We start from the raw sequence: 17,012 nt of genomic DNA on the forward strand, positions 1-17,012 counted from the left end.
GCGACGAATCGTTCAGTCGGTCCTACAAAGCCATTTGCGCGCTAACCGACGGAATGCTTCGAAGACTGAAACACCTCCACAACCTTCCGCCACCAAGGCTTAACCACCGGCACCCGCCGTCGTGTGCGATTGAGCAACAGATAAGGCATATCCCGCAGCCGAATCCAGCCTTCATCCTGCCAATGCAACAGACTCAACGACATCTCCGGCCAATCCAACATACTCAACATCGGCCGATCAGAATTCGATTGCCCCGCATCACGCAAGGCTGGCACCACTTGATGAGTCAACCATTCACGCAGCAACCGATGCCCTGGCGCGTAGTGATATACCAGCAATGCATACGCACCGGACTCGCTGATCATCAACCGTTTCTCCGGTTGGCCGTGGTACTCAATCAACAACGTATGTCTCTGATCCTCGTCCAGTTTGCTGACCACACGATCATTCAGATGGAAACCCATCAAACGACCCAGATCTCGGGCACAGAACCATGGTTGGTTTTCTAGGAGGAGGGCATGGAGGGCAAGGTTGTGGCGAGTGAAGACTGTTACAGAGAAGGGATCAGTCATGACTGATCTCCAGAATGGCGAGAGTGCGGGGTAAATCGTGTTCAGGCATATCCAGTACCTCTACGTGTAGATTTAGGAGGGCCTGACCCCAGCGTAGAGTGGACTTAAAAAATCCCAACGAGCAAAGCCTTCGCACATCCGAACGACAAATCACCAAAGGGTGAGTTGCGTGTCTGTGTGATTGACCAAGCTTTCTACGTTGGGCGTTTCTTAGGCACCTGAAATGGAGCTTAGAGGTGCTTTGGTCGGGCATCAACGCGGAAGCAGCTGTAAGTTTTGTAGGAGTTTTAGCGTCGTAGCGTAGGGATGAAAAAAAACATATTCATCCGACCATAAAAAAGCCCCGATCAGATCGGGGCTTTTGCTTTTTCGATTTGTCGATTCAGGTTGCAATCAGCAAATCGCGGCGAGCTCCAGGAATCAATCCCAGCTCAACGCCCCACCAGTCTGATACTCAATAACTCTCGTCTCAAAGAAATTCTTCTCTTTCTTCAAGTCCATAATCTCGCTCATCCAAGGGAACGGGTTAGTCGTCCCTGGATACTCTTCCTTCAACCCAATCTGCGACAGACGACGGTTAGCGATGAACTTCAGGTAGTCCTCCATCATCGCCGCGTTCATGCCCAACACGCCGCGAGGCATGGTGTCGCGCGCGTATTCGATTTCCAGCTGAGTGCCCTGCAGAATCATCTGCGAAGCTTCTTCCTTCATTTCAGCATCCCACAAGTGCGGGTTTTCGATTTTGATCTGGTTGATCACGTCGATGCCGAAGTTCAGGTGCATGGATTCGTCGCGCAGGATGTATTGGAACTGCTCGGCGACGCCGGTCATTTTGTTGCGGCGGCCCATGGAGAGGATCTGGGTGAAGCCGCAGTAGAAGAAGATGCCTTCCAGAACGCAGTAGTAGGCGATCAGGTTGCGCAGCAATTCTTTGTCGGTTTCGACGGTGCCGGTTTCGAACTTCGGATCGGAGATCGAACGGGTGTATTTGAGGCCCCAGGTGGCTTTTTTCGCGACCGATGGGATCTCGTGGTACATGTTGAAGATCTCGCCTTCATCCATGGCCAACGATTCGATGCAGTACTGGTAGGCGTGGGTGTGGATCGCCTCTTCGAATGCCTGGCGCAGGATGTACTGGCGGCATTCCGGGTTGGTGATCAGGCGGTACACGGCCAGCACCAGGTTGTTGGCAACCAGGGAGTCGGCGGTGGAGAAGAAGCCGAGGTTGCGCATCACGATGCGGCGCTCGTCGTCGGTCAGGCCTTCCGGGTCTTTCCAGAGGGCGATGTCGGCGGTCATGTTGACTTCTTGCGGCATCCAGTGGTTTGCGCAACCGTCCAGGTACTTCTGCCAGGCCCAGTCGTACTTGAACGGGACGAGCTGGTTGAGGTCGGCGCGGCAGTTGATCATGCGCTTTTCGTCGACGGCCACACGGGCGGAGGCGCCTTCGAGTTCGGCGAGGCCTTCGGCGATGTCGAGGTTGTCCAGGGCAGCTTTTGCACGGGCGATTGCGGCGGAGTCGGACGCGGTTACAGCGCGGGCTTCTTGAGCCGCGACGCCACCAGCGGTGTCGAGGCGGTCCATGTTGGCTTCAGTTGCGTGCCCAGCGTTGGCGCCTTTTACAACGGTTTCGCCGCTGTCTTCTTTGTCGAATTCGTCCCAGCTCAGCATGACGTGTCGTCTCCTGCGTGAGGGCCAGATGCCCGTGTGAAAACTGATTGGTTGGTTTTTCACACGACCGTACTGGCCGCGTTGGATAGCGTTTTTTGCAGCGGTACACGCAGGCAAATAAACATAATTTTGTACGGGGTTCCGAGAGCCTCTGACGGGCGCCGAAATCGGTGAAGACTTCGGCGTGGGCTTCAGACTGGCTGTTATCCCTGTAAGGGAATATTGCAGGCCCGTTTAAGCCGGCATTATAGGGAAATTTTTGCGGCCGTGGTGGGGCGAATCCGCGCATGGAGCGGTCGAGAAGGAGGGTTTTTCGGTCGGAGCGAGGGTTTACAGGGCTTTGGCCGGATGTCGCGGGTGCAGATTTTTTTTCATAAATTTTGGCGGGCAATTTTTTTGTTCAAAAAACAGCCAGAAAACCGCCTTTTTCACTACATGTTGTGTTTTGAGTCGGTTTTCGATGGCTCCAGACACAACTAAGCCCGACCGAAGTCGGGCTGTAAAGTCACGCTTGATGATCAGCTGAAGCGAGCGGCACCAACGTGATCTGCGCCATCGGCAGCCAGTTTGGCGGCGCCGGTGTGATCAAAACCGTCAGAAGCGAGTTTGGCAGCGCCCGTGTGGTCGGAGCCATCGGAGGCGAAAGACGCCGACCCGGTATGGTCGTAACCATCAGAAGCGACAGCCGCTTGCGTGCTGTAAGCAGCCGAGCCAGTGCGGTCGTAGCCGTCAGCGGCGAAGGTGTTAGCGGCCAGGACAGAGAGGGTCAGGGCGAGGATCAGTTTGGTTTTCATGGTAGTGGCTCCAGGTTCGTTGGCGTTTTGTGCCTTGGGTGTGGAATTCATACTACGCCAGGTAATTCGATTAAAAAGCGCAAATAAACGCTTAAATAAATCGTATAAATCGATATATAAGGTTCGGCGCTTCATCTGCCTTAATAGCGGGCGGGTGGGTCGAACCTTGGGAAGGTGACAGCGGCTGATTAGCCGTTAGAGCAGCCGTTACCCATAACGCTGTAGCGCAGAATGTGGCGTTGGCCTTTGGAGTCGTCGTATTCCATTGTTGCTGGAACAACTTCACACACATTCGGGATTTCGCTCATCGATACAACTTTGGCGATGTCCAGGTGAGTGGAGTAAGTGTATTCCTCGATGGCGGGTTGCTGCTGTGCGACATCAGTCGGGACCTCGTCTGCCATGGCGGTTGCGCACAGGCTGCTGAGGGCCAGAACTAATAAAGCTTTCATTTCAAATTTACCTTTTAGAGGTCGAGTGGGGTCACGCAACCTTTTTGGGGTTGCGTGTGGAACTTAAGTACTAGGTTTTGGATTAACTGCCTTCGTGGGGGCTGCAACTTGGTTAATCACGTTGTCTGGTTGGCGAGGCTGATTTTAGGCGTGGGGTTTACATTCATATAGGTGTGCTTTTGATAAACACCTTTGGCGAATTTCGTAACAATCCCTGTAGGAGCTGCCGCAGGCTGCGATCTTTTGATCTTGGCGGTCCTCGAAGATCAAAAGATCGCAGCCTTCGGCAGCTCCTACATTGGGCATTGGTGGCCGGAATAGAGCGTTTGCACAAAACCTGTGGGAATAGTCACGACATTTAGTAGGGGCTTGTTACTACCATCGTCGAATGGTTCTATAGGCCCGGCCCGGCTACAACTGGGTCATACAAAAACAACTATTCCACCGAGGTAACAAAGATGAGTGCGGCTTCTCTGTATCCCGTTCGTCCCGAGGTTGCGGCCAACACGCTGACTGATGAGGCGACCTACAAGGCCATGTACCAGCAGTCCGTCGTTAACCCGGACGGCTTCTGGCGCGAGCAAGCCAAGCGCCTCGACTGGATCAAGCCTTTCACCACGGTGAAACAGACTTCCTTCGACGATCACCATGTCGACATCAAATGGTTCGCCGACGGCACCCTGAACGTTTCCTACAACTGCCTCGACCGTCATCTGGCCGAACGCGGCGATCAAATCGCGATCATTTGGGAAGGGGATGACCCTGCCGAAAGCCGCAACATCACCTACCGTGAGCTGCACGAACAAGTCTGCAAGTTCGCCAACGCCCTGCGCGGCCAGGATGTGCACCGCGGCGACGTGGTGACTATCTATATGCCGATGATCCCCGAAGCCGTGGTCGCCATGCTGGCGTGTACCCGGATTGGCGCGATTCACTCGGTGGTGTTCGGTGGTTTCTCGCCGGAAGCCCTGGCGGGCCGGATCATCGACTGCAAATCCAAAGTGGTGATCACTGCTGATGAAGGCATTCGTGCCGGTAAGAAGATCCCGCTCAAGTCCAACGTCGACGACGCGCTGACCAACCCGGAAACCAGCAGCATTCAGAAAGTCATCGTGTGCAAGCGCACCGGTGGCGACATCAAGTGGAACCAGCATCGCGACATCTGGTACGAAGACCTGATGAAAGTGGCAGGCACGGTGTGCGCGCCGAAAGAAATGGGTGCTGAAGAAGCGCTGTTCATCCTTTATACCTCCGGTTCGACCGGTAAGCCGAAGGGTGTACAGCACACCACCGCCGGCTATCTGTTGTACGCGGCGATGACCCACGAGCGCGTGTTCGACTACCGTCCGGGCGAAGTCTACTGGTGCACCGCCGACGTCGGTTGGGTCACTGGCCACACCTATATTGTCTATGGACCACTGGCCAATGGCGCGACCACCTTGCTGTTCGAAGGCGTGCCGAACTACCCGGACATCACCCGGGTGGCGAAAATCGTCGACAAACATAAGGTCAACATTCTCTACACCGCCCCCACCGCAATCCGCGCGATGATGGCGTCGGGCAAGGCTGCCGTTGAAGGCTTCGATGGCAGCAGTTTGCGTTTGTTGGGTTCGGTCGGTGAGCCGATCAACCCGGAAGCGTGGGACTGGTACTACAAGAACGTCGGCCAATCCCGTTGCCCGATCGTCGACACCTGGTGGCAGACCGAAACCGGCGCGACCCTGATGAGCCCGCTGCCGGGTGCGCACGCGCTCAAACCGGGTTCTGCTGCACGTCCGTTCTTCGGCGTGGTGCCGGCGTTGGTGGATAACCTGGGTAACATCATCGAAGGCGTTGCCGAGGGTAACCTGGTGATTCTCGATTCGTGGCCAGGCCAGGCGCGCACGCTGTATGGCGACCATGACCGCTTCGTCGATACCTACTTCAAGACGTTCCGCGGCATGTACTTCACCGGTGACGGTGCGCGTCGTGACGAAGACGGTTACTACTGGATTACCGGTCGCGTGGATGACGTGCTCAACGTGTCCGGCCACCGCATGGGGACCGCCGAGATTGAAAGCGCGATGGTCGCCCACCCGAAAGTCGCCGAAGCAGCCGTGGTCGGTGTGCCGCACGACATCAAAGGGCAGGGCATCTATGTCTATGTCACGTTGATCGGTGGCGAAGAGCCGAGCGAGCAGCTGCGACTTGAGCTGAAAAACTGGGTACGCAAAGAGATTGGCCCGATTGCCTCGCCGGATGTCATCCAGTGGGCGCCGGGTCTGCCGAAAACGCGTTCGGGCAAAATCATGCGCCGTATCCTGCGCAAGATTGCCACGGCCGAATACGATGGGTTGGGGGATATCTCCACCTTGGCGGATCCGGGTGTGGTGCAGCATTTGATTGATGAGCACAAGATCATGAACGTCGCGTAAGCGTTCCGAGTCATCTAAACCCCGCCAGGTGTTGAGCCTGGTGGGGTTTTTTTATGTCGATCAGGTTTGGATTTTCCGTTGCTTGGGCGGGCCTCTTCGCGAGCAAGCCCGCTCCCACACTAGATCTCCAGTGAGCAGAGAATTTGTGCCAGAAGCAGATCCAATGTGGGAGCGGGCTTGCTCGCGAAGGCGATCTGTCAGACGCCACATAAACAACTGCCAATAATTATCGGCTTCGCCTGTAGGTGATTTCCCACTGTTACCCATCACCTTTCAAGTAACTGAATGTGTAACCGCGCGCTCCGATACGGGGCATTGGGAAACGCAAAGCCCCATCATCGGGCCTCCTCAGTCCCTGCAAAAAATAAGACACAACGCTACGCTTGCCGGATTAGAAGGGTTTGCCAATAATAGGCCCGCAATTTGCAATATAGATCGGTTCACTGTCTTTTGCTCTTGCATGAATTTGCAAGGCTGTCAACGCGCCCAAGCGGCTTTCTCGGTGCTTCTGTAATTAGTTGTCGCATTGAAGAAATATCGGCTTCGGGCCTGTCGTTAGAATGCCGATCACTCGCTCGTTGTTGCTCGCGTTGAAAAAAGCGCGCGATTCCTACGACGCAGCACCGCTTTGCGGTTCCACTCATTCGCATATTGGGCTATCGCTCACTCTGCCGTTTTAGCCCTTTACCGATGGAGTCCCAAGATGAAGAAACTCGTGCTGCTTGGCGCCCTGGCACTGTCCGTGCTGTCCCTGCCGACTTTCGCCGATGAAAAGCCTCTGAAAATTGGTATCGAAGCGGCTTACCCTCCGTTCGCTTCTAAAGCGCCGGACGGCAGCATCGTTGGTTTCGACTACGACATCGGCAACGCTCTGTGCGAAGAGATGAAGGTCAAGTGCGTTTGGGTCGAGCAAGAGTTCGACGGTCTGATCCCGGCACTCAAAGTGCGCAAGATCGACGCGATCCTGTCGTCCATGTCGATCACTGAAGATCGCAAGAAGTCCGTGGACTTCACCAACAAGTACTACAACACCCCGGCTCGCCTGGTCATGAAGGCCGGCACTCCAGTCAGCGACAGTCTGGCTGAGCTCAAGGGCAAGAACATTGGCGTGCAACGTGGTTCGATCCACGAGCGTTTCGCCCGCGAAGTCCTGGCCCCGCTGGGTGCCGAGATCAAGCCTTACGGTTCGCAGAACGAAATTTACCTCGACGTCGCCGCTGGCCGCCTCGACGGCACCGTGGCAGACGCTACGCTGCTGGATGACGGTTTCCTGAAAACCGACGCCGGCAAAGGTTTCGCCTTCGTTGGCCCGGCGTTCACCGACGTCAAATACTTCGGCGACGGTGTAGGTATCGCAGTTCGCAAGGGCGACGCGCTGAAAGACAAGATCAACACCGCGATCACCGCCATTCGCGAGAACGGCAAGTACAAGCAAATCCAGGACAAATACTTCGCCTTCGATATCTACGGCAAGTAACACGTCCCGGCGACAAGTCCGAAATGGCGCAAGCAACAGGATCTCTGAGGTTTGCGCCATTTTTTCATCCCCCTTTTCGAGGACCTGAATCATGTTGAAAGGCTACGGGGCTGTCATCCTCGATGGCGCATGGCTGACGCTTCAGCTCGCCTTGTCGTCCATGGTCTTGGCCATTGTTCTGGGTCTGATCGGCGTTGCGCTGCGTCTGTCCCCGATTCGCTGGCTGGCCTGGTTGGGCGACCTGTATTCCACGGTGATCCGCGGTATTCCCGACCTGGTGCTGATCCTGCTGATTTTCTACGGCGGTCAGGACCTGCTCAATCGCGTCGCGCCAATGCTCGGTTTTGACGACTACATCGACCTGAACCCGTTGGCCGCCGGTATCGGCACCCTGGGCTTCATCTTCGGTGCGTACCTGTCGGAAACCTTCCGTGGCGCCTTCATGGCGATCCCGAAAGGTCAGGCAGAAGCCGGCATGGCGTACGGCATGAGCAGCTTTCAGGTGTTCTTCCGGGTGTTGGTGCCGCAGATGATTCGCCTGGCGATTCCGGGTTTCACCAACAACTGGCTGGTACTGACCAAGGCCACCGCGCTGATTTCGGTGGTGGGGCTGCAAGACATGATGTTCAAGGCCAAGCAGGCGGCAGATGCCACCCGCGAGCCTTTCACCTTCTTCCTCGCAGTGGCGGCAATGTACCTGGTGATCACCAGCGTCTCGTTGCTGGCATTGCGTCACCTTGAGAAGCGCTACTCGGTAGGCGTAAGGGCGGCTGATCTATGATCTTCGACTACAACGTCATTTGGGAGGCCCTGCCGTTGTACTTCGGCGGCCTGGTGACCACCCTCAAATTGCTCGGGCTGTCGCTGTTTTTCGGTCTGCTGTGCGCCTTGCCGCTGGGCTTGATGCGCGTCTCAAAAAACGCGGCCGTCAACATGAGCGCCTGGCTCTATACCTACGTGATCCGCGGCACACCGATGCTGGTGCAGCTGTTCTTGATCTACTACGGTCTGGCGCAGTTCGAAGCGGTACGTGAAAGCTTCCTCTGGCCGTGGCTGTCCAGCGCGACGTTCTGTGCGTGTCTGGCCTTCGCGATCAATACCAGCGCCTACACCGCTGAAATCATCGCCGGCAGCCTGCGGGCCACGCCGAACGGTGAGATCGAAGCGGCCAAGGCGATGGGCATGTCGCGCTACAAGATGTACAAGCGCATCTTGCTGCCGTCGGCCTTGCGCCGGGCACTGCCGCAGTACAGCAACGAAGTGATCATGATGCTGCAGACCACCAGTCTGGCGTCCATCGTGACTCTGATCGACATCACCGGTGCCGCGCGTACGGTCAACGCGCAGTTCTACCTGCCGTTCGAAGCCTACATCACCGCCGGCGTGTTCTACCTGTGCCTGACCTTCATTCTGGTGCGGATGTTCAAACTGGCCGAGCGCCGCTGGCTGGGCTATCTGGCCCCGCGGAAGCACTGATATGGAACGCATCGATCATTCATTGCCGTGGAGCCACTTGGGCAGCGAACGCCAGATTTCGGTGTTCTGTTTCGGCAATAAGGAGCGCAGTGGCGGGCGCAAGGCCTACATCCAGGCCAGCCTGCACGCCGATGAACTGCCGGGGATGCGCACGGCCTGGGAGCTGAAAAAGCGCCTGACCGAACTTGAAGCCCAAGGCTTGCTCAACGGTGTGATCGAACTGGTGCCGGTGGCCAATCCACTGGGCCTCGGCCAACTGTTTCAGGGCAGTCATCAAGGGCGTTTTGAGGCGGGCAGCGGCAAGAACTTCAACCGGGATTTCGTCGAGCTGAGCGCGCCAGTGGCCGCCGAGCTGGAAGGGCACTTGGGTGATGATCCGCACGCCAATATTCAGCTGATCCGTCAGACCATGAGTGATGCGCTGGCTGCATTGCCGCAGCCTACAAGTCAGTTGCAAGGCATGCAGCGCATTTTGCTCAGTCATGCCTGCACCGCTGACGTGGTGCTTGATCTGCATTGCGATGCCGAAGCGGCGCTGCACATGTACGCCTTGCCGCAACACTGGCCGCAATGGCGTTCGTTGGCCGCGCACTTGAACGTAAAGGTGGGGCTGCTGGCGGAAGATTCTGGCGGCAGTTCGTTTGACGAAGCGTGCTCGCTGCCGTGGTTGCGTCTGTCGCGTCTGTTTCCTGATGCGCAGATTCCCTTGGCCTGCCTGGCGACTACCATTGAATTAGGTGGTCAGGCCGATACCGGTCGCCCAGAAGCGATGGCTTACGCCGAAGGCATTCTGGCGTTCCTCGCCGAGCAAGGCCTGATCAGCGGCGAATGGCCAAAACCTGCGCAAGATGCTTGCGAAGGCATGCCGTTCGAAGGCACCGAATTACTGTTTGCGCCACACCCTGGCGTGATCAGTTTCTTGCGTAAACCCGGTGAATGGATTGAAGCCGGCGATGAGATTTTCGAAGTGATCGATCCGTTATCGGATCGGGTCAGCACGGTGTGTGCTGGTACGTCCGGGGTGCTGTTTGCCATTGAACGGCTGCGTTATGCCCAACCCGGTTTCTGGCTGGCCAAGGTGGCGGGGCGCGAAGCGCTGCGTCACGGGCGCTTGCTCAACGACTGACTGACTGTTTTTGTGAGAACCGACCGCATGTACAAACTTGAAGTCCAAGACCTGCATAAACGCTATGGCAGTCACGAAGTGCTCAAGGGCGTGTCCCTGAAAGCGGCGGCTGGCGATGTGATCAGCATCATCGGCTCCAGTGGCTCCGGCAAAAGTACTTTCCTGCGCTGCATCAACCTGCTGGAGCAGCCGCACGCGGGCAAGATTCTGCTCAACAACGAAGAGCTGAAACTGGTCGCCAACAAGGACGGCGCGCTGAAGGCGGCCGACCCGAAACAGCTGCAACGCATGCGTTCGCGCCTGTCGATGGTGTTCCAGCATTTCAACCTGTGGTCGCACATGACCGCGCTGGAAAACATCATGGAAGCGCCGGTCCACGTGCTCGGCATGTCCAAGGCTGAAGCCCGTGAAAAAGCCGAGCACTACCTGAACAAGGTCGGTGTGGCCCATCGCAAAGACGCCTACCCGGGCCACATGTCCGGCGGCGAGCAGCAGCGTGTGGCGATTGCTCGTGCGCTGGCGATGGAACCCGAGGTGATGCTGTTCGACGAACCGACATCGGCACTCGACCCAGAACTGGTTGGCGACGTGCTGAAAGTCATGCAGGCCCTGGCGCTGGAAGGCCGGACCATGGTGGTGGTGACGCACGAAATGGGCTTCGCCCGTGAAGTGTCGAATCAACTGGTGTTCCTGCACAAAGGTGTCGTCGAAGAAAGCGGCAACCCGCGTGAGGTGCTGGTCAATCCACAGTCCGAACGTTTGCAACAATTCCTCTCGGGTAGCCTCAAGTAAACCGATCTCCCGTTGCGCACCGGGATAGTGCATGCTTCGCAATCTAGAGGCTGGCCCCGATCCCTTGTGGGAGCGGGCTTGCCGCCCCCCAGTAGGAGCTGCCGAAGGCTGCGATCTTTTGATCTTGATTTTGCAAATCAAAAGATCGCAGCCTCGTTTCACTCGACAGCTCCTACAGGGGGGGCGACAAGCCCGCTCCCACATTTGATCTCTACCGGTTCCGAGATATGCGTTCATTTACGGGCTAGCATTGGCCCATGCCTTTAACACTGTTTTCGTTTCGGATTGCCCGCCATGACTGCCCATCGAATTGGTTTCCTGATTTGGCCCAGCACTAAAGCACTAACGCTTGCGCTGGCTGAGGAGGCCTTGCGTGTTGCCCAGCGTGTGCATCCGGACGTTGTCTACGAACTGTCGTTTTTGCAGGCCGAACCGCCGACCGAAGGCGCCTGGCAATTGCCGGGTGAGCCGTGGGCCGGCAAGCTCGAGAACTTCCAGAAACTGTTTTTACTCGCCGATGAGCCACCGACCACACTCGCGCCGGCGCTCAGCAGTTCGTTGAAACAACTGGTGCGAGCCGGTTGTGTCATTGGCGGTTTGTCGGCCGGTGTTTACCCGCTGGCCCAACTGGGTTTGCTCGACGGTTATCGCGCTGCCGTGCATTGGCGCTGGCAGGACGATTTCACCGAACGCTTCCCGAAAGTCATTGCTACCAGCCATCTGTTCGACTGGGATCGCGATCGTCTGACAGCGTGCGGCGGCCTGTCGGTACTCGATTTGTTGCTGGCCGTGCTGGCCCGCGACCACGGCGCCGAGCTGGCCGGTGCGGTATCCGAAGAGTTGGTGGTCGAGCGCATCCGCGAGGGTGGCGAACGCCAACGCATTCCGCTGCAGAATCGTCTCGGTTCCAGCCATCCGAAGCTCACGCAAGCCGTGCTGCTGATGGAAGCCAACATCGAAGAGCCGCTGACCACCGACGAAATCGCCCAGCATGTGTGCGTGTCCCGTCGGCAGCTGGAGCGGATCTTCAAGCAATACCTCAACCGTGTGCCGAGCCAATATTACCTGGAACTGCGCCTGAACAAGGCCCGGCAAATGTTGATGCAAACCAGCAAGTCGATCATCCAGATCGGCCTGTCGTGTGGCTTCTCCTCAGGGCCGCATTTCTCCAGCGCCTACCGCAACTTCTTCGGCGCCACGCCGCGGGAAGATCGCAACCAGCGGCGCAGCAGCAGCCCGTTCGAACTGTCGTCGGTGCCCTCGGAGCGTGGGTGACAGAGCAACCACGCCACCGGCTGAAGGCTGATTTATTCCTCCATGTCGGAGCCTTCAGAAGTCGAGATATCCATCTCTCCTCGATTGATCACCTCTTCCACGCCAAAGTCCATGCCCGTCCGCTCGAAGTAACCGATCAGCCGTAGCAGGCTCTCTTCGGAAAACCGATTACCTCGAAAACTGATGTTTTCAGCGATTTCCACCGGCAGTTCCAGTACGTCGCTGGGGACTTCGGTGATGGCGTTGCCACTGAGGTCGGCCCAGTCCAGCTCTGTCATTTGCAGCAGGCCGTGCGGTATTTCGGTGATACCGGTGTCATTCAGCAGTACGGTCGCGAGCTCCATCATCTGGCTCAGGTCAGGCGTTTGCCCCAGGGGATTGTGGGCCAGATCGAGATAATCGAGCTGTTCCATTCCCGCCAGCGCACTTGCCGATTCCGCTGACAGTCTGACGCGGCATTCAGGGATCGACAGTGACCGCAGTTGACCCATCTTGAACACCGCATCGGGAATATTGCCCAGATTACAGGCGCGAAGCCTGAGGCTTTTGAGGTTGGGGAAAGACTCCAGAAAATGCCCGACGCGGGTCGCTCCGTCGGCGCTGCGTAACTCCAGCGATGTCACATGACTGAAGTCGGCGTTCAGGGTAGGCAGGTCGCCGTTGATGTAGGAGTTGAAAACGAGTTCATAGGTGGGCTCCAGCGCCTCATTGAAATCATCCTGTTCGCTTTCATGCCGCCAGCACTGCTCCAGTGTCTGTTTGAACTGGTCGCGGTTCATGTGCTCGACAAGCTGTTGTTGGGCGGTGAACGGTTTGCCCGTCAACGGGTGTTGGGCCGGAAGGTCGGCGGTCCATGCCGCCAAGTCGTTGCTCAGTTGTGCCAACTCCGCTTCAAGGTTTGTCAGCTCGATCCGGCCGTCTGCCAGGGTGCCTGACAGTTCATAGACAAACTCGCTCGCCTGTTCGACCTCCAGGTTCGGGTACAGCGCCCTGACTCGGTTGATGTCCGCCTCTGGGGCATAGATACCCAAATCGTATGAGCTGTCGAAGTAGTGATGCTTGATCAGTTGTCGGGCGTTATCCGAAAGCGGATTGTGCGTCAGGTGTATTGCGCGTTTGGTGTACACCGGGCTTTCGAATAATTGCGACGGTAGCTCACTGATCCTGTTGTGTAGCAGCTTGGCGGTATCAAGTTTGGGGTGGCGAATAACGCTGTCGGGAATGTCGGTCAGGCCGGTACGGCTCAGGTCCAGGTAAACCAGCTCAGGCATGGATTCGACACTGGGCACCATAGTGAACGGGTTCTGGTGCAGATCCAGCATGACCAGTTTGTTCAATGAAGACAGTTTCGCCCAGTTGGCTGCGTCGAACCTGATTCCGCAATCGCTTAACACCAGCGCATCAAGGTCCGTCATTCGAGGAATGGCCTCGGGGAGGGTGGTCAGGGAAAAGCGTTTTAAATCGAGGTGGCGCAAGCCATTGAAGCGCTGAAGAAACTCGGGAACACCCTGCACAGCATTGCTGCCTTCAAGGGACAGCAATGACACATGGGGGAAATCGGCCGTCAGCGTCGGTAGATCGCCAAGAATCGGCCCGGCAAATCTGAGTGTGTAGCGCGGCGTGTCATTCGGGCCATCGAAGTCTCGCTCTGATTGTCGACGCCAGCTGCGCTGGATTTCCTGGGCCAGCAGCCTGCGATTGTGTCGAGCGGCCTGTTGTTCCAATTCGCTCAGAGGGGCCCGGGTTCGCGGGTGAACAGTGGGCGAGTCGTTTAGCCAGGTGTTCAGATCCTGATGCAGTCGCGAGAGCTCGCTGGACAGGCGTGAGAGCTCCGTGCGTGCGCCATCGGGATGCGTTTGTAACTGGACAACAACAGACTGGAGTTCCTCCTCGGAAAGGCTGGGGTAAACCTCGCGAACCCGGTCGTTGAGAGATGGCGTCGGGGCGTAACTGCGCCTGTAACCCTCTGTGCCGCCGGGCAAGCGCATGGTTGTCGGATCGTAGAACGGTTTTCGATGGGGATTTTTTGCGAACAGCTTGCGCAGTGCCGGTTGGTTCAATGCATGTTCGGCGATGCGTACTTTGAGTGACTGAGCGTTTGCTATAGAAGGGTTCAACGCATTGCGCTGTGCTTGCGGCAGCACCTGAAAAAGTCCCTGATAAAAATCACCGGGCACCGATTCGCTGTCTTGATAAACCTGGTAAGTGCCGTCTTCAGCGCGCACCAGTGTTTTCACGATCGGTGCATCGGACTGGCCAATGCTGTCGCGCACAAGTCCGTCATGGGCATAATCCCTCACTTCGATACGCAGCTCGGCGGGAAAACCGGGCAGGGAACTCAGGCTTTGCAAGGCCAGTCGGTGGGTGTCGGTGTTGTCCAGAACGTCGGAATAAAGGCCTTCACAGGCTCTGGTTGCGCGTACGGCCTCCATGGCTTTTAGTGCTGCTTCCTTGAGCCGTTGGGGCGCGCGACCGTTGTGCAGCTGGCGTAACTCGGTCCCGGTTGCATTGCTCACCAGCTCTTGCGCGACATCGGTCGGCAATCCATGCACGTCGTCGAGCAGTCGCTGGACCTGCACGTTGTCGGTTTTCTCCTGCGCGCGATAGCGTGTATCGAACAGCGATTTGTGATGCTTCAGGGCAAGTGCGGCCGTTTGTTTTCTGAATGCTTGCGTTTGGGTTTCCGGTGCTGGCATTGGCGTGTCGACAGGCCAATCGTCGTAGCTGCTCAGTAATTGATGTTGCAGGATCAGATCGGCCTTGCGATAGCGCTCGGGCTGGTCGCTGCCGATCTGTTCGATAAAGGTTTCGATGTCCCGGTTGATCCTGAAGCGCTTGATCGTGTCTGTCAGCAGCGAAGGCGGGCGATAATGTTCGACATGCATTTCGCGCATTACGTTGTCGTGGTAACCGCTGATCCGCAGGATCTGTTCGCGCTCGGCGCTGGTGAACGACTCGACGCTGTGGCCGAGGCGGCGCATGACCTTTTCCCGGTCCCAGTTCAGCGGTTGCTCCAGTTCTGTGTGCCAGGCGCCGTGGTTGTTATGCAGCAGAGGTGGCTGATAAGCATCAGTTCGGTTTGGATGCTCAATCTGAAACGTGCCTGGCACGCGGTCGGGCTTCACGGCATACAGTTTTCCCTCCAGTGGCAGCAGCGTCTTGCCCTCGTTTTGATAGAGGCCGAGGTGATCGGGTTTTGCGACTTCGGGCAAAATGAATGCTTGTTCGTAAGGCTTGAGGTCCGGCTTCCAGTAGCGGGTTTTTCCTTCGGGCGTTGTGACGGGTTTGAGTGGGTCGACAAGCGCAATAGCTTCACGAGAGAGCAGACGGCTGAGGGTTCGGGCAGCGATGGCGCCGCCCACCGCAAATGTCCCCACCTGAACCACCGTTTCGACGAACGTCATCAGATGCCCGAACGCTTCTGTTTTCAGCCCTTCAGCCAGGTCCACTATGCCTTCGAAGGTTTCGTCGAGTAACTGGTAAGCCATGTAGCCCAACATCAATTCGCCGAGAAACGGGACGAAAGGCAACGCAACGAACGTCGCGATTTCAAGGATTGTCGAGGCCACTTTGCTGAAGGCATTCCACAATGCCCATCGCGCGTTGCTGTCGGCAGTGGCGGTGGAGACGGCGAGCGTGCTTGCATCGTTGAGGATCTTGTTCAGCTGTCGCTGATAGAGATGGTTCCATAGGTCCGCTCTGAACGGGATCGCCGAAAACCGCAAATCAGGCTTGTCGATGGGCGTTTCGCGCCAGCTCGGCAGTGGGTCGCCCTGTCGGTGTTGATGCCAGGTCACGCTCTGGAGGCGACGGTTGAGGTCCGCGAAAAAATGTCCTCTTTCCTTATGGTCGACGAAGCGACTGAAGAACGTTTGATAAGCGGGCGAGCGCAGTTTGCGGGTCAACTCGGCCATGAACGCCAATGTATTCGGGTATTCCTTGAGAGGATGCTCTGGATCATCGGGAATGTAGGCAATGATCCGTGTTGCCGTGCGTGCGCGCTCCAGGCTCGCCGCGAAAATGACAATGCCGGTCAGTGAGGAGGACATCATTGTCAAATCGTGACCATATAGCGGCTGCCCATACAGTCGAGCACCCGAACGCCCTTCCAGAATGCGCAGGATCGAGAGATGGGCATCCGCTGAAATATCCTTTCGGACTTGCGCCATCTGCAGCGCAGATTGCAGCGCAGATTGGAGTGCTGTTTTGTGCGAGCCGATCACCTTCGATTTCAACACCGCGCCGGCCACCGGGTTGGACGGCCCCAGGTTGTCTTTGAGGTAAGCGTTGTACCGGGCGCCGATATCCAGTTCCCGGCATAACCGGGTAAAGGCCGGGATAGTGAGCTTTTGCTTGACCGCCGGCAGCGTATCGAACTGCCCTGAGGGCGAAGGTTTGGTGATGAACGTCGAGGCTAACTCGTAAGCCCCTGCCGCTGTTTCCGATTCCTGAAAGTTATGCAGGGCGGCGTCGAGCATCGACACGGTCCAGGTGCGCGCGGCGCCAGTCTTGATTCCGAAAAGCGGCACGGTTTGAGGGATATATAGGCGCAGGAAGGTGGTTTTGACGTCCAGTTCCAGGTCAAACCGGGTTTTCAGGGCGTCGCTCAGCAGCGGTTCGGCAAAGGCTTGTGCGCTTTGCAGCTTCGACAGCATTGAGTCCAGACGATTTCGATGGGTCCAGTGTTCCTGACTGATCTTTTTCAGCGATTGGTGCTGCTGCGGTGTTGCGGTGCCATGCCAGTCCGGCGTCATAAGCGTGGCGTTCTTGAGGGCGCTATGCGTACTGGACGGTGCTTCTAATACCCAGACTGGCAGATTGTTGAACAGGTGATGGTAGTGATCGTCCGGCTGCGTAGCGGATTCACTGCCTCCAGTAGTGGAAAGGCGATCGTTCTCGTATCGGCTCATGCGCTATTCCCTTAGCGTTTTGGATGAGCCGCCAGCAAAACAGACGATGATCG

Annotated in this window: 12 protein-coding genes; 7 read left to right on the forward strand and 5 right to left on the reverse strand. The window is 57.1% G+C overall.

Annotated features, from left to right (window positions below; genetic code table 11):
- Window positions 1-41: 41 nt before the first annotated feature.
- From E3W21_RS02810 to E3W21_RS02825, 4 genes are all read right to left on the reverse strand, one after another.
- Window positions 42-572 carry a Bro-N domain-containing protein gene (locus E3W21_RS02810; protein WP_134417900.1) on the reverse strand — a complete coding sequence of 177 codons (531 nt, stop codon included), beginning with the start codon at window positions 570-572 and terminating at the stop codon, window positions 42-44.
- Between the two features lie 420 nt (window positions 573-992).
- On the reverse strand, window positions 993-2,243 hold the full coding sequence (locus E3W21_RS02815) for a ribonucleotide-diphosphate reductase subunit beta (RefSeq protein WP_008034875.1): 1,251 nt from the start codon (window positions 2,241-2,243) through the stop codon (window positions 993-995).
- A 518-nt stretch (window positions 2,244-2,761) separates the two neighbouring features.
- Window positions 2,762-3,037, reverse strand: a complete 276-nt coding sequence (locus E3W21_RS02820) for a hypothetical protein (RefSeq protein ID WP_134417907.1) — start codon at window positions 3,035-3,037, stop codon at window positions 2,762-2,764.
- A 188-nt stretch (window positions 3,038-3,225) separates the two neighbouring features.
- The gene (locus tag E3W21_RS02825) at window positions 3,226-3,489 is read right to left on the reverse strand and encodes a DUF2790 domain-containing protein (protein WP_129437656.1); all 264 of its coding nucleotides are present in this window, start codon (window positions 3,487-3,489) and stop codon (window positions 3,226-3,228) included.
- 458 nt (window positions 3,490-3,947) lie between these two features.
- Here E3W21_RS02825 and acs point away from each other — a divergent pair, with 458 nt between their 5' ends.
- From acs to argR, 7 genes are all read left to right on the forward strand, one after another.
- A complete protein-coding gene (acs, locus tag E3W21_RS02830; protein ID WP_134417913.1) occupies window positions 3,948-5,903 on the forward strand; it encodes an acetate--CoA ligase in 1,956 nt (651 codons plus the stop codon).
- A gap of 703 nt (window positions 5,904-6,606) precedes the next feature.
- Window positions 6,607-7,380 carry an ABC transporter substrate-binding protein gene (locus E3W21_RS02835; RefSeq protein ID WP_008154331.1) on the forward strand — a complete coding sequence of 258 codons (774 nt, stop codon included), beginning with the start codon at window positions 6,607-6,609 and terminating at the stop codon, window positions 7,378-7,380.
- 91 nt (window positions 7,381-7,471) lie between these two features.
- The gene (locus E3W21_RS02840; protein ID WP_008154330.1) at window positions 7,472-8,161 is read left to right on the forward strand and encodes an ABC transporter permease; all 690 of its coding nucleotides are present in this window, start codon (window positions 7,472-7,474) and stop codon (window positions 8,159-8,161) included.
- Entirely contained in the window at window positions 8,158-8,856 is a 699-nt protein-coding gene (locus tag E3W21_RS02845; protein ID WP_129437652.1) for an ABC transporter permease, read from the forward strand. Before E3W21_RS02840 ends, E3W21_RS02845 begins: the two co-directional genes overlap by 4 nt.
- A 1-nt stretch (window position 8,857) precedes the next feature.
- Window positions 8,858-9,982: a M14 family metallopeptidase gene (locus E3W21_RS02850; protein WP_134417920.1), complete on the forward strand. Its 1,125-nt coding sequence runs from the start codon at window positions 8,858-8,860 to the stop codon at window positions 9,980-9,982.
- Between the two features lie 27 nt (window positions 9,983-10,009).
- Window positions 10,010-10,774 carry an ABC transporter ATP-binding protein gene (locus E3W21_RS02855; RefSeq protein WP_008154324.1) on the forward strand — a complete coding sequence of 255 codons (765 nt, stop codon included), beginning with the start codon at window positions 10,010-10,012 and terminating at the stop codon, window positions 10,772-10,774.
- 294 nt (window positions 10,775-11,068) lie between these two features.
- On the forward strand, window positions 11,069-12,049 hold the full coding sequence (gene argR / locus E3W21_RS02860; RefSeq protein ID WP_033056741.1) for a transcriptional regulator ArgR: 981 nt from the start codon (window positions 11,069-11,071) through the stop codon (window positions 12,047-12,049).
- Between the two features lie 32 nt (window positions 12,050-12,081).
- On the opposite strand, the gene E3W21_RS02865 is transcribed toward argR, so the two are convergent.
- Window positions 12,082-16,959 carry a leucine-rich repeat domain-containing protein gene (locus E3W21_RS02865; RefSeq protein ID WP_134417927.1) on the reverse strand — a complete coding sequence of 1,626 codons (4,878 nt, stop codon included), beginning with the start codon at window positions 16,957-16,959 and terminating at the stop codon, window positions 12,082-12,084.
- Between the last annotated feature and the right edge of the window lie 53 nt (window positions 16,960-17,012).

Source organism: Pseudomonas sp. F01002 (assembly GCF_004402115.1).
In the GTDB taxonomy this organism is placed as follows: domain Bacteria; phylum Pseudomonadota; class Gammaproteobacteria; order Pseudomonadales; family Pseudomonadaceae; genus Aquipseudomonas; species Aquipseudomonas frigoris.

Bases quoted from the DNA above. Each gene is read 5' to 3' on its own strand.
- E3W21_RS02810 (WP_134417900.1), bottom strand. From the start codon at position 572: ATGACTGATCCCTTCTCTGTAACAGTCTTCACTCGCCACAACCTTGCC.
- E3W21_RS02815 (WP_008034875.1), bottom strand. From the start codon at position 2,243: ATGCTGAGCTGGGACGAATTCGACAAAGAAGACAGCGGCGAAACCGTT.
- E3W21_RS02820 (WP_134417907.1), bottom strand. From the start codon at position 3,037: ATGAAAACCAAACTGATCCTCGCCCTGACCCTCTCTGTCCTGGCCGCT.
- E3W21_RS02825 (WP_129437656.1), bottom strand. From the start codon at position 3,489: ATGAAAGCTTTATTAGTTCTGGCCCTCAGCAGCCTGTGCGCAACCGCC.
- acs (WP_134417913.1), top strand. From the start codon at position 3,948: ATGAGTGCGGCTTCTCTGTATCCCGTTCGTCCCGAGGTTGCGGCCAAC.
- E3W21_RS02835 (WP_008154331.1), top strand. From the start codon at position 6,607: ATGAAGAAACTCGTGCTGCTTGGCGCCCTGGCACTGTCCGTGCTGTCC.
- E3W21_RS02840 (WP_008154330.1), top strand. From the start codon at position 7,472: ATGTTGAAAGGCTACGGGGCTGTCATCCTCGATGGCGCATGGCTGACG.
- E3W21_RS02845 (WP_129437652.1), top strand. From the start codon at position 8,158: ATGATCTTCGACTACAACGTCATTTGGGAGGCCCTGCCGTTGTACTTC.
- E3W21_RS02850 (WP_134417920.1), top strand. From the start codon at position 8,858: ATGGAACGCATCGATCATTCATTGCCGTGGAGCCACTTGGGCAGCGAA.
- E3W21_RS02855 (WP_008154324.1), top strand. From the start codon at position 10,010: ATGTACAAACTTGAAGTCCAAGACCTGCATAAACGCTATGGCAGTCAC.
- argR (WP_033056741.1), top strand. From the start codon at position 11,069: ATGACTGCCCATCGAATTGGTTTCCTGATTTGGCCCAGCACTAAAGCA.
- E3W21_RS02865 (WP_134417927.1), bottom strand. From the start codon at position 16,959: ATGAGCCGATACGAGAACGATCGCCTTTCCACTACTGGAGGCAGTGAA.